Raw genomic sequence first — 13,213 nt, 5'->3', positions numbered from 1 at the left:
GCAACCATTAGGGCTTTTTATTTTAAATTAACTATCAACCCTCGTTACTGACTCTCGAATCCATCAGGCTTCTTCTTGCCATCATAACTGACCCAGACTTTAATCCTGTTGGCATCGCCATTATCAATCCATAATAATCCATATGGATCCGCGCCTTCACTCACACTGACACTGGGGGCCTCACCAGTCTTTTTCTCCCACCAAAATTTCGCCACTCTCTCAGAGTGTGCTTTGCTTTTCACCAGGAACAGCTGGGTAGCAGCCGACTTTTCGCTACAAACACCGGATTCAAGATAATGGATATTCATGGATTGACCGTTTTCATACGCCTGAATCGTCCCCACATAACGAGGCACGACAAAGTCAACACATACGCCCGATGAGTCCCACACTGCCTTAACGGAGTAGGCGTCCTCATCGGGTCCGACTTTCTGAAAGATTTCTACCTGCCTCACACCGTCGGAGAGAACATTCAGGGAGCATAAAGAGAACACAACCGTTAAAAACGCGAGCTTAAAGGCCTGCCTTGTATTTTGCATCAACATAATGGAATCTCTCGCTACATCACAACGACTTACATTCTAGCTGCCTTTCACCACACCGATTGATATTTGCCTAAAATCTGTTGTCAAAGAAATAAACAGACATTCAGGTGCACCAACATGCCTCAAGCTCAATACCAGTCTAAGAACCTCAACCACCTTGGCTTGGTTGCCGCTATGTGTCGGGAGTTAAACAATAACAGATTGCATTCCTATCTGGACTATATGAGTCCAGTAGACTTCGAGAAGCAAAAATTGAAAAAAGCAGCTTAATCAGGTGTCCGTTTTTACTTGACCACTGCAAAAAATGCTGGCAAAAATAAAGGCACAACACAGATACTTCATTGTAGATAACCAAGCTCAAATAGAAACAAAACATCACTCTGGAATATTCAGGGATTAGTGCTGACCACCAACAGTAAACACTGAACGCACTGATCTATTTTTTCTGCCCTGAGCAGCTCTTATCCATTAAATCAATATTCAGTTGCATCCACATCAGAGTAGCAGCCAGGTTCACGTTGTTATGGCAGGTTCCATCATCGAGAGATAACAGGCCCCGAGTCTTATCGATCACCTGATTCACCTCCTGTTGGCGTTCTTCAGGAAAATTTTCCAGCAATCGTTTCAGACACTGCTGCCCTTGGGTCAGATATGCAAACCTCGGAGGAAACTGGCACAGCTGATAAAGTTTAACCAAATCTGGTTCCAGCCCCCAGTCCTTCCAATTTCGCAATGCCATCATAACAAGGGATTCCAGATCAAGGGTATCAAAGGCAGGCTTGTCTAGCGTTTCAATAAAGTCCTTATCCTCCCCATTGATTACCAATCGTCCCAGTTGTTCACTTCCCTCCAGATACATTATTTGCAAAAAAAACCTCAACATCTTCTCTTTAGCAAGAGGTTCTTTTTCTGAATAATAACCGTTATCAGCCAACATGGGGAATGCCAACAATGTTTCCAGATCGTGAAACACGAATGACTCACAACCAAAGCGACTGACTTGACGTTGAGGAAAAAAGTAAAACCGGGAATCAGTAAAGCCGTGATATTTTATCGCCAGTGTTAAAGCTAAAGCGACAAAATGCGGCAGGGGTGAATAAGTTTGTTCATTATTGTAGTGCTTAAAAACATTCAGACTATCAGCGACAAAAACCCGATAATGCCCTTTGCTATTTTTCCTGATAGAAAAAACACTAATGTGGCCTGTTTTAACCTGAAAAATATAGTTTTTTGGCTCTTCGGTTGCCATTAATGGCAGCTCGGTTATAAATAACGCAACCAGCTGGTAAAGACACTGCGGGAAGCCAATATAAATATGCATGAGTTTTATAATATCTGCGCTGGCAGCATCCAAAACCCTCTCAACTAACTCGTCGTCGAGCAGCCCTTTGGGTAACTCAAGCTCAGGAAGCACCGCTTTGGCAAAAAATTCGATTAAATTTACTGGTAATTTCTTAAGCTTGGGATAGTCAATTAGAACATGTGTCATTTCACCAGTTTCCAGCTTTCCAGGAAAATAAAGCTGAAGTAAACTCAGAATCGCTTTCCAACGGTATTGATTGTTCTCCAGAGAGCCTTTTTCTTCCAGAATACCGGGGTTTGCGGCGTAGAATGCTTTCACTTCTTCAATAAAGTCATCAATATTTTTTTTCTGATCCATTGTTTTCAACGACTTTTCAGTGGCCTTAAGTATTTCTTTCAGTTTTTCAAGAGACCTGGTATGCCCCTCATCGTTTCCGGAAGCCGACGCTGACGCTGCAGCAGAGGAACCTGAACTGCCCAGCCCTTCACTGCGTTGCTTTTTGCTTTGTCGCTTCTGCTGTGGTGGTGGCGATTGATTGCCCGTTTTGGTCTGTTTCTTGTTTTCATTACCAAAACGGTTCAATTCGAATGGATAGGCAGAAAACACCGTTGCTTTATCTGGCTGTAATCCTCCCCATTCAGAGACAGGTGAACTGACTATCGAACCTTTTTTTTTCTTCTGTAACAGCAAAAACGGAACAACCTTAGACTCAGGTAAACGAATGGGGTCAGATAAGAAAGAGGAAAGAATCGCATCGACACCACCACTGGAGAGCAATGACGAAGTGTGAGGAATTACAGCCTGGCCGCCAGCTGACCAAAAGATGCTGGCAAAAATAAAGACATGGCTCATATTCTTCATTGTTGATAACCAAGCTCAAATAAAGACAAAAATATCATACTAGACAAAAAACTCAGATTTGCCTGAATCCGGGATGACTTCTTTTTGTCTCAAGCAGATCACAATTTCAATATATACGACATTAACCACCTAAAAACCGGCAATTCCATCTATAAGTACCTGGCCAGTTGGTTTCGCATATTCTGGCGAGTGGATTTTTTCATCCTTCAAGGCGCAACGACGGGCGCGTAGCCTTAGCTACGCAACCAGAGTTGGAACGCAGAAGGATGGAAAAAGCCACCGTCCAGAATATGCGAAACCAACTGGTTAGGTACTTATTACCTTTAGACGTATTTTCAGAACTCACTCAAGTTCAGGCAGATAAACATAAATACCCGCTTCTGCATTTTGTGTTGATCCTGATAATTTCTAACGGTGGTTTATCAAATGGGTTAAATATATAAATTGTCGTTTAAATAGGCCCAACGGAATCAATCTTTGACTACCTGACCAGTTGATTTTGCAGACGCCTCAAATTCAGTTTTTGCAGATTGGTAACCGGGAGCACCAGGAGCAAAATAGAGTTCATCAAACAAATTATTTGTTTCAATATATGCAGATTCCCCAGATGTATATTGTTTAGCAAATCTTGTCTCACTAACAGTTTGAGTTACAGTCAATAACACTTCACCCCTATAATAGACACGATAATAAGTACTGCTATAACCTTCACAACATGAACAAATATTATTCCCGTCATGAACATCTTCGCCCTTTGAAATATCGCAAGGTTGAAGATATTCAAGTAATTGGATGGCGTTCTCGAATACCTGAATCTTCGGGTTAGGTTTTTTTGCGCGATAGTGCTCATCGTTTTCAGTCAGGATTTTTTTTAACCTGTTCATATGCTTTATGATGCCTGGCACAGTTTTATGAGCTTTTGAAGCGGTCGAAGAAGTACGCCTACGCTTCGATTGTTCAGTGTCAGAAGAGGCGTCAACATGCTCATCTACTTCCTCAAACCTGCGTTTTTTTGACACTTTCTCCTTTCTCCTTTTCTCCTTTTTCTTTTTCTCCTTTTTCCGTTTCTCTTTTTTTCTTTTCTTAGCTTGTCTCTCTACTTTTGCAATAGCCTTATCGGCGCGTGGCTGAGAGCGTTGTTTTTCTTTCATCGCGTGATGACTTTGGCTTGTCGAACTTTCAACGGAATTCAGCGCCCCTTCATCAGACTCACTACTGTTGGATGATAGAGAGAATTTACAAATGCCATAACAGGCAGCAACATAGCAATTTAAACCAAAAGTATGCTGTTCTTCTTCAGGGTCTTCCTTTCCATCGTCAGAGTCAGACGCCAGTAGATAAGTGAAATAGCCTGCAACACGGGTAGTTGTCCCTGAGCCTGAGGCTTGCTGACCGGATGATTCTGATTGTGGGTTTTGTTGGTCATTTTGTTGTTGGCTTTGTCCGGGTAGCACCAAAGTGGTGATCGCAAACGAGTCATCCTGACTTACCCCCAGCTGACCCATTGACTTAAACAGCATCGAATCGGGCTTCCAATAGCTTTTTAAAAGCCAGCCGACAGTGACAAGCGCTTCTGCAGGTATCCATGAATAATGTTTGCCACTCAGAGCGGCATGATTGGTGGCCAGGATCAGTTCGTAAGCAACCAGCAGATTGGTGACGAAAAGCAATCGCCATGAAATGGACTCACTAAAGTTCATTTTTAGCCCGTAAACACCGTGTCTACCTGGCTTGTCATCATGTGGCAAAGTTGATCCTGCACAGTCGTTTGTGTCAGCAAGGTCTGTCGGATTGCCCAACAACGGATTGAAGTTGTGCTTTACAGAAAAGCTCTGAGTGATTGGTGTATGCTCGATAACAAAATGTCTTGTCAACGATTCTGCCTGACAGACAATAGACAGCGCTAAAAACAGGAACAGCAGCGTCGCAAAAAGCGATTGTTTCATTATTCGACCTGTGCACTTTGACACTCCCCGCCTTGTCGAGGGTGTCACAAAAGAGTAAGCAAGGCTGATTTATTTTCCCTGCCCCTGGCAGTTCCCATCCAACAAATCAACATTCAATTTCATCCATAGTAGGGTAGCAGCCAGGTTCACGTTGTTACGGAGTAACCGCTCATTTGAGGACGTCTTCAAATGAGCGGTTACTTTGCGACTGCCGAAAAAGTGCTGTGCTCCGCTGGAAAGGCCTTAACAAGTGGCTCACTACTATCAGATGATTGTCGGAGTTCACAAACACCACAACAGGAACCGACGTAACAATTTAAATCCAAAGTATGCTGGTTTTGTTCAGGGTCTTCCTTTCCGCCGCCAGATCCAGACGACAGTCGGCTAGTGATAGAGCCTGAAACACGGGTACTTGTCCCTGAGGCTTGCTGACCGAATGATTCTGATGGCGGCTTTTGTTGGTCACTTTGTTGTTGCTTTTGTCCCGGTAGCATCAAAGTGGTTGTTGCAAACGAGTCATCCTGACTTGCCTCCAGTTGATCCATTGGCTTAAACAGAAGTGTATCGGAGTTCCAGTAGCTTTTTAAAAGCCAGCTAACAGCGACAAACGCTTCTGCTGGTATCCATGAATAAGGTTTGCCGCTGGGAGCGTTGTCACCTTTGGTCAGGATCAGTTCGTGAGCAACCAGCAGATTGATGGAGAAAAGCAATCGTCATGAAATGGACTCGGCAAAGCTCTTTTTTCGCCCGAAAACAACAAGCCTTCGTAGTTGGTCATCAGGCGGAAAAGTTGCCCATGCATAGTCGTTTTTATCGGCATTGTCTGACGGGGTGTACTGCAATGAATTCAAGGCGCACTTAATAGAAAAGCTCTGGTATAACTGTGCATGCTCGACAAGAAAACGTGTTGTCAACGATTCTGCCTGACAGATGACAGACAGCAACAGAAGCGGTAAGAGCAATGTCGTAAAAAACAGCTGTTTCATTATTCGGTCTATACAATTTAATTTTGTGGAGATTAATTGATAGACCAGAAAAATGGCAAATCAAAAAAATAACTGTAATTTGCCTTCAGAAACAAACCAAAGGTTGCCGCAAAAAAAGTTTGTAGACACCATTGCCACTAGCAGCCTGTCGGACTTAAGCGTCCGTAGCGAGGATTGCAAGAAATTGAGGATAAAAATCTCTGTTTCTGAGGAGAATAGCGAGCTATTTGACGAAGAAACAGAGATTTTTAGACCAATTTATTGCAACCGCAGTAGGACAGTCTTAAGTCCGACAGGCTGCTAGCACCATCGCAGTGTCTTGAGAGCTGGGAAGATGGCAGACCATCCGCTGAGCAATACGTGAGGCCTTGCCCCTTCTGTCACTTTTCTTCATCAAGATAGGTTTACAGCCTGAAATCCTGATGCAAGTTTTTCCAATGCTCTGTTAACTTTTCTTTGTGTTTCACATGCATCGGAAGTTCTTTAATAGCGGAATGCCACAATGTTCGGGCCCTATACATTACATCTTCTAGATGAGGCCTTACTGCCCGCCATGGTATGCCCGATTTTTCTGACCACACCTTGAAGTTTGAGAATGATACAGCATACCAATCTTTTGTTTTTCCCAAATTCAAAGCAAAGTTTCGCTCCCCATCGATATACACATTTGTCGTTACTATGTCATAAGCAGGAGATAGCCGTGGTGTCACCTTGTCTTCGTATAAAAGACTCCAGTTTTTTAAATGCGCGTCACCATTTGCCAACAAAATATTCACTAACAGTCGTCTTGCGAACTGCTGTACATCTGTTAATGCATCACCAGAAAACTCGTACAAGACCCTGGCAATCTGTTCATAGTTTGCGGTGCGATATTTTTCATGGGGATACTTCACCAATACTTGTGCGAAGTCTTCCATATGAACTCGCCTGCTCTTTTTTCGATCAAAACGCTTTATCGCAAAAGCAAGGGATTCTTCAGGTAAATTGATTTGTGGCAGGTTATCCAACTGTCCCATATCAACCAGCTTGATTTCCGGTATATCAATACCCGCTATGGATGCCAGAGTCATCGCCGAATATTCATTAACAGGAACATCTCTATATTTTGTTGATGGCGTTTTTATAATCCAATCGCCTAAAACCCCGGATTTACAAAGGTTATAACGCCCATCCTTTTCTTCCATTGAAAACTTCATCTGGACGCCTGCCAGGGAAAATTTATTTTCTCGTTCTAATTTTTCGAACTTAACCACTTTCGCATTTCGATATTGACCTCTGGAAATAAGGGATACAACATCATCAGGTACGTGTTCTGGCTCTAATGGTGTGGCAATGATTGCTCCGGGCAAATCTTCCCCCAGATAAGAGAAGATTTGAAATTCATTATCAATATGCACCTTTAATCCCTGTGCAATGAGTTCTCGCAGCGATCCTTCTGGTAATAAATTTGATAGCGTTGGATGCAAGCGTTGATTTCGTGCCCAAGGCTCTGACATCAATTTATCAGAATGAGGAAATGCAGGATGGGTGATCAGGCTAAACGTTGACCGATGAATATTACTGCTAAATTCATCGGCAAAAAAAAGTACATTCCTACCACTCTGGTAGCCAGCCAAATAACCCACGCACTCTCCATGAAGTGTCAGCTTAACGACGTTAACATCGTTGCTCACGAATCATCTCCAAGCAAATCTTGCCACGGATCATCAAACAAGCTTTTCTTGTTCACTGAATTAGACTGATCTCTTTGGCCTGAGCTAACGCCTTCAGATCCTGCCTCCTGTTCTTCGTCAACGCTTCTCTCTAAAACAGCCAGAACCGCGCCAAGCTTCTCTTTGGGTATAAGCACTACCTCACTATTCAGGCCGTTTGCGATCAATTGGAGCGTGTCTAGCCGTGGATTCCCTTTAGACTCCAGGCGCTGATATTGCTGGCGGGAAACACCAACACGCAGCATCATGTCGTTTTGTTTCAGACCTAAATCTAAGCGCCTTTTTTTAAGTTGTTGAAGCAGAGTATCCATATCATCTTGTCAATTTACCAGTTGCTTTGTTAGCTATAAAGAAACATATTAGTTTCATTTTTGAGAAAAGCAACTGATATATTGCTTTAAAGAAAAGGATCCTTAAAAAAGTCCAAGGGTTCAAATCCCCATGTGCCAAGAAAGATGTCGCGCTGTTGGTGCATATGACTCGTCCCCACGCTGGAGAGGCTGTTGCAAAACCCTGGTTCCCATGCTTTTAGGCCCTGTGGGTCCCCGCGTGGGAACGAGTTGTTGAGCTTTTGCGACACCCTCTGGAGCGTGGGAACGAGCCAATTTTCCAATCCTTTGAATCAGACCCAAAGCAGCCAGAATTGCAAGTTTTCAGTCAAATGCTATTTTTTCATGTCCAATCACGAATTAATTAACATTGAGGTCGCTTTATGAAGAATTACCTGTTTGTAATAATGCTTGGGTATACGAGTGTTTTCTCAAGCACTGCCCGCTCTAATGACGTCTGCGTCGTCCCTCGCAGCTATGATCAGAAACCCATGTTGTCAGGTTTATACGATGAGGAAAACTCCAATGATGACTACGTTGTCCCTCACAACCACAATCGAGAACCCATTTTGTGGGGTTTATACGATGAGATAAGCTTGAGGAGGACCTTGCTGGCATTGCACGCAATGGGGCTTGTTGTTTATTGGGTGATTCCACGTGCATGTTTAGGCGCTGTTGGAGGCTATTATTTTTTCTCTGGATCACCCCACATCAGGGCGTTGAAGGGTGCTGCAATTCTGGGAGGGCTGTCAGCATGTGAATTTTCAACTGCGGCTGGCGTTATGCTTTATAATTGTCGTATTGATAATGTAAAGTAGGGGTCGCACTGAAAGAAAAACAGATCACCCGTATATTTCGTAATCTCCCCGACTTAAAGCGTGAATATCCTCTATTGTTTCTTGCACAATATGAATATTCACCTGCCTCATTCTCAAAGTACTCTTCGTTTCTTTCTTTCCTTTTCACCAAAGATGCTGATTCCAATCAGAAGCCTGTTAGTCTGGACACTAGTCCAAGAATTTTTTCAATCATGCTCAAAGCAGCCCGGCTTGCAAGCTTTCAGTCAAATGCTATCCTGCGTGTTCAATCAGGAACTAATGGCCATTGAGATCATCTAATGAAAAACTTCCTGTTTGTCATAATGCTTGGATATGTGAGTGTTTTCTCAGGCGCTGTCTTCTCCAGTGGCGGCAGTGATCATGGCAATTACAATTATGGCTGCTGCGATGATGATGACAACTTTGGTCCTGACAGCCACGGCAAAAAACCCGTTTTGTGGGGTTTATACACTGCAGAAAGCTTCTTGAAAACTTTGGTGGCATTGTTTGGAACGGGAGTTGTTGTTTATATTGTGACTCCACACGCATTTATAGGCGCTGTTACAGGGTATTGTATTTACTATGGATCACCCCACATCAGGGCGTTGAGAGGTGCTTTAATCTATGGAGGTCTGGCAGCATGCGTATATTCACCTCGAGTAGGCATTATGCTTTATGACTGGAGCAGAGGTAACGTAGAAGGGGGATCAGACTAAACCAGTAATCTTCGTCAAAACAGTCCTTCACCGGCCAGTGGAAACTCCTGGCGTTTATAAACATAACCCTTTTCCATGAACAAACTTTAATCTACCGGACACGATCTGTTTATCCACAACCCTCTACACTTGAGCCATGACTAACTTCCTCCCTGATCGAGGTAAATCATGGAAAAATGGCTCAATCAATTAAAAAATGGCTTCAATCAAGTTAAGACTGCTTTTTTTGAGCAGCGTAATGGCGCTGCCATCAGCCCGTTTAAAGCAATTCTCGGCACTGTTATTCTCACTGGCCTGTTTGTACTGATGCTGCCGCTGATCATGCTGATCTTTATGGTTCAGATGGGGCTGATTCTGGTGGGCATGGTTGCTGTTCTTTTTATGGGGACCCGAAAACAGAGTGGAGAATGGCCCAGAGAGGAAAAGCTGGTTAATCCTAAACCTGAGCCCGCAGAAACCGACAGGGAAGCGGAGATAGGAGGCTGATATTTTTGAGTTAGCTGTCCGGATAAGGTATTTTTCATCGACTTATCCACAGATCGGGTGATCCTTGTGTCTACTGCTATCCTCATTGTTTTTATTGCTGTCATCTTGTTCTGGGGCAAACGCCGCTTTGACCAGAAAAAACAACTGGCTCAGGAGGCCCTGGTTCAGGGTCAGGCTTTTCTGGAAAAAAACCAGAATGAAGAAGGCGTGATGACTACAGAGTCCGGATTGCAGTACAAGATTCTTGAGAAGGGTGAAGATTCCGATCACCCCACAGCCACCAGCAAAGTGAAAGTGCACTATCACGGTACGTTAATTAATGGTCAGGTGTTTGATAGTTCTGTAGACCGTGGACAGCCGATTTCTTTTGGACTGAATCAGGTGATTCCGGGCTGGACCGAAGGTCTGCAACGGATGTCGGTAGGCGACAAGTTCCGACTGTTTATTCCTGCCAATCTGGCATACGGCAGCGGGGGTGCCGGTAAAATCCCCGGCAACTCTGCGCTGATCTTTGATGTGGAGCTGCTGGGTATCGAATAAACCATTCATTCAATATAAGGGCAGAGGCCCTCTGCCCCATTAATCACTTATTCTTCAACAACCCCCTGCTTGCGCAGGTAATCGTCATAAGTTCCGTGGAAATCGACGATGCCATTTTCTGTGATTTCAATGATGCGGGTCGCCAGAGACGATACAAACTGACGATCATGACTGACAAAAATCAGTGTGCCCGGATAGTTTTCCAATGCCAGGTTCAGAGATTCAATGGATTCCATATCCATGTGGTTAGTCGGCTCATCCATCAGTAATACGTTCGGTTTTTGTTGAATCAGTTTGCCGAACAACATACGGCCCTGCTCACCACCGGAAATAACGCGGACTGACTTTTTGATGTCGCTCTGGGAGAACAGCATACGGCCCAGAACACCACGGATCACCTGCTCATCGTCGCCTTCGTTCATCCATTGACTCATCCAGTCGTACAGGTTCATATCCTTATCGAACTCGTCGCTGTGGTTCTGGGCGTAGTAACCGATATCAGCGTTTTCTGACCACTGGATAGTGCCTCCCTTCGGTGCCATCTTACCGGCCAGAGTATGCAGCAATGTGGACTTGCCAATACCGTTCTGACCAATGATGGCAATGCGCTCACCTACTTCAACCATCAGGTTAACGTCGTTGAACAGCATGTTGTCCTGGTAACCCTGGGACATTTTCTCCATCACCAGCGCATTGCGGAACAGTTTCTTTTCCTGTTCAAAACGGATAAACGGATTCTGTCGGCTGGAAGGTTTAACCTCTTCGAGCTTGATTTTGTCGATCAGCCTGGCCCTGGAGGTCGCCTGTTTGGCTTTGGAAGCATTGGCAGAAAAGCGACTGACAAAACTCTGGAGCTCGGCAATCTGGGCTTTCTTCTTGGCATTATCAGCCTGCATACGCTCACGAGCCTGGGTAGCCGCAATCATGTACTCGTCGTAATTACCCGGGAACATTCGCAGCTCACCGTAGTCCAGATCGGCCATGTGGGTGCAGACACTGTTCAGGAAGTGACGGTCGTGGGAAATAATGATCATGGTGCAGTCGCGCTGCTTGAGTACCCCTTCCAGCCAGCGGATCGCATTGATGTCCAGGTTGTTGGTGGGTTCGTCCAGCAGCATGATGTCCGGATCGGCAAACAATACCTGAGCCAACAGAACACGGAGCTTCCAGCCCGGGGCAACAGCACTCATTGGACCATAGTGTTGCTCCAGAGGAATATCCAGGCCCAGCAGCAGTTCACCGGCACGGGCTTCGGCGGAATAACCGTCCATTTCACCAAACAGAACTTCCAGATCTGCGACACGCATACCTTCTTCTTCTGTCATGTCAGCCTTGGCATAAATGCGGTCACGCTCTTCCTTGACCTTCCAGAGTTCGGCATGGCCCATGATCACGGTATCAATCACCGTGTTTTCTTCATAGGCAAACTGATCCTGGTTCAGCTTTGCAATACGCTCGTTGGGATCGTAGCTGACATTGCCGGCAGAGGGTTCCAGTTCGCCACTGATAATTTTCATCAAGGTGGACTTACCACAACCGTTAGCACCGATCAGACCGTAACGGTTGCCGTCGCCAAACTTGACGGAGATATCTTCAAAGAGGGGTTTGTCCCCGAATTGCATGGTCACATTAGACGTTATCAGCATAACCTAGCTCCCCCTTGGCGATCTGCCTGACCAGACAGCCTATACATCATTTAAAAGATAAACCGCCAATTATTACACAAATGTGCCTGTTTGGTTATCAGAGGTGCTCCATACTTCCCTGTTGATAGTGACAGTGTCCGTCAGCAAACGGCTATGGCCTCCCGGTTTGCCGCTGGCAATAGAAGAAGGATCTCACTATTATCAGCTAACTGCCCGAGCTCTGTGCGGACATACAGGCTTATCCAAAGGAATTAATTATTTATACTCTATGACCATCTTCGCATTTCTTTCAGGCATCCTGTTAACTTGGCTGGTAATGTCAGGACTTTTGTCCCAGCTGATCAGTCTGATCGTCAATATCTGGTGGCCCCCTTCTAATGGAGAGCGTGGCATGCTGGCTGATCAGTGGCTTTTGAACAGTGGTGTATCAACTTCCTCCGGCTGGAGGCTGATCGGTTATTGGCGCGAGACTTCCGATTATGGTCATGCCTGTTCCGAGCTGGCAGGTCTGCTTGCCGATAAAGCCTGCCTCTCCAATCAGGATAAGGTGCTGGATGTGGGTTTCTCCAGCAACGATCAGCTTTTGGTCTGGCTCGATTATTATCAGGTTGATTCACTCACTGCATTGGCAGAAACAGAGCAACTGCTGGCAGGCGCCCAGGACCAGTGTGATCACTATGACCAGCTAAAGCTGGTAAGAGGCCACGAGCTGGAGCTGGCGAAGCTGGAGGCTGATTCTTTTGACAAATTGCTGGCCCTTGATTGCGCTTACCAGTTTGATAACAAATCGCGTTTTTTCAACAACGCCAGAAAAGTCCTTAAGGATGGCGGCAGCCTTACCCTGACCGATATGATACTCAGCCGCCCTTTCAGGAATCCCATGGAACGAAGAATGGTAAACCTGCTGGCAAGACCCTGTGGTATTTCTGTGAAAGGCTTAATGGTTCGGCAAAAGTATGAATTCCATCTTAAAGAAGCGGGCTTTGAAAAAGTTGAGTGTCTGGACATCAGCCAGGATGTTCTTTCGGGCTTCTGCTTCTGGTTCTCGCAGCACTATCGTCAACTGTCGCCTGTTACCCGTCCAAAAGTCTGGATTCGTTTGCGGCTGCTGGTCTGGTTTATCCGCTGGATGCAACACCGGGGATTGCTGGAATACCACGTCATATCTGCACGATGATGACAGTTATGTTTCATTATCCACAAATATTGTGGATAACCTTGTGACTTCTTTCTGGATACATCTGGAAGCCTCATTAAACGGTTTTTTTTTGTCAATTGATCAAAAAATAACCAACTATTTATGTAGATACTTTAAGGCTGTCGTT

The 13,213-nt window shown here is 44.9% G+C and carries 12 protein-coding genes; 4 read left to right on the top strand and 8 right to left on the bottom strand.

What is annotated here, in order from left to right; genetic code table 11:
- Positions 1–44: 44 nt before the first annotated feature.
- The 7 genes from ACOMHB_RS04960 to ACOMHB_RS04930 form a co-directional block, all read right to left on the bottom strand.
- Entirely contained in the window at positions 45–545 is a 501-nt protein-coding gene (locus tag ACOMHB_RS04960) for a hypothetical protein (protein ID WP_448215714.1), read from the bottom strand.
- Between the two features lie 436 nt (positions 546–981).
- Positions 982–2,709: a hypothetical protein gene (locus ACOMHB_RS04955; RefSeq protein ID WP_448215713.1), complete on the bottom strand. Its 1,728-nt coding sequence runs from the start codon at positions 2,707–2,709 to the stop codon at positions 982–984.
- A 470-nt stretch (positions 2,710–3,179) separates the two neighbouring features.
- Positions 3,180–4,655, bottom strand: coding sequence for a hypothetical protein (locus tag ACOMHB_RS04950; protein ID WP_448215712.1), 1,476 nt, complete (start codon positions 4,653–4,655; stop codon positions 3,180–3,182).
- A 197-nt stretch (positions 4,656–4,852) separates the two neighbouring features.
- Positions 4,853–5,365: a hypothetical protein gene (locus tag ACOMHB_RS04945; RefSeq protein ID WP_448215711.1), complete on the bottom strand. Its 513-nt coding sequence runs from the start codon at positions 5,363–5,365 to the stop codon at positions 4,853–4,855.
- 3 nt (positions 5,366–5,368) lie between these two features.
- Positions 5,369–5,641: a hypothetical protein gene (locus tag ACOMHB_RS04940; RefSeq protein ID WP_448215710.1), complete on the bottom strand. Its 273-nt coding sequence runs from the start codon at positions 5,639–5,641 to the stop codon at positions 5,369–5,371.
- Between the two features lie 404 nt (positions 5,642–6,045).
- The gene (locus ACOMHB_RS04935; protein WP_448215709.1) at positions 6,046–7,314 is read right to left on the bottom strand and encodes a type II toxin-antitoxin system HipA family toxin; all 1,269 of its coding nucleotides are present in this window, start codon (positions 7,312–7,314) and stop codon (positions 6,046–6,048) included.
- Positions 7,311–7,664: a helix-turn-helix domain-containing protein gene (locus ACOMHB_RS04930; RefSeq protein ID WP_448215708.1), complete on the bottom strand. Its 354-nt coding sequence runs from the start codon at positions 7,662–7,664 to the stop codon at positions 7,311–7,313. Before ACOMHB_RS04930 ends, ACOMHB_RS04935 begins: the two co-directional genes overlap by 4 nt.
- A gap of 1,135 nt (positions 7,665–8,799) precedes the next feature.
- On the opposite strand from ACOMHB_RS04930, the gene ACOMHB_RS04925 reads away from it, so the two are divergent.
- The 3 genes from ACOMHB_RS04925 to bamJ all read left to right on the top strand — a co-directional run bounded on the left by ACOMHB_RS04925 (position 8,800) and on the right by bamJ (position 10,242).
- Complete coding sequence (locus tag ACOMHB_RS04925; RefSeq protein ID WP_448215707.1) at positions 8,800–9,216, top strand: hypothetical protein; 417 nt, start codon at positions 8,800–8,802, stop codon at positions 9,214–9,216.
- A gap of 168 nt (positions 9,217–9,384) precedes the next feature.
- Complete coding sequence (locus ACOMHB_RS04920) at positions 9,385–9,702, top strand: hypothetical protein (protein ID WP_448215706.1); 318 nt, start codon at positions 9,385–9,387, stop codon at positions 9,700–9,702.
- A 66-nt stretch (positions 9,703–9,768) separates the two neighbouring features.
- Positions 9,769–10,242 carry a BamJ family beta-barrel-assembly machinery protein gene (bamJ, locus tag ACOMHB_RS04915; protein WP_422139866.1) on the top strand — a complete coding sequence of 158 codons (474 nt, stop codon included), beginning with the start codon at positions 9,769–9,771 and terminating at the stop codon, positions 10,240–10,242.
- A gap of 47 nt (positions 10,243–10,289) precedes the next feature.
- Here the strand turns inward: bamJ and ACOMHB_RS04910 are convergent, their stop codons facing one another.
- Positions 10,290–11,888 (bottom strand): ABC-F family ATPase, encoded by a 1,599-nt coding sequence (locus tag ACOMHB_RS04910; protein ID WP_448215705.1) that lies wholly within the window; start codon positions 11,886–11,888, stop codon positions 10,290–10,292.
- A gap of 316 nt (positions 11,889–12,204) precedes the next feature.
- Between ACOMHB_RS04910 and ACOMHB_RS04905 the strand changes: the two genes are divergently transcribed.
- Entirely contained in the window at positions 12,205–13,065 is an 861-nt protein-coding gene (locus tag ACOMHB_RS04905) for a methyltransferase domain-containing protein (protein ID WP_448215704.1), read from the top strand.
- Positions 13,066–13,213 lie beyond the last annotated feature (148 nt).

This window comes from Endozoicomonas sp. 2B-B (genome assembly GCF_053470045.1).
Note: the sequence above shows the minus strand (reverse complement) of the source record. Positions and strands in the feature narration are given on the sequence as shown.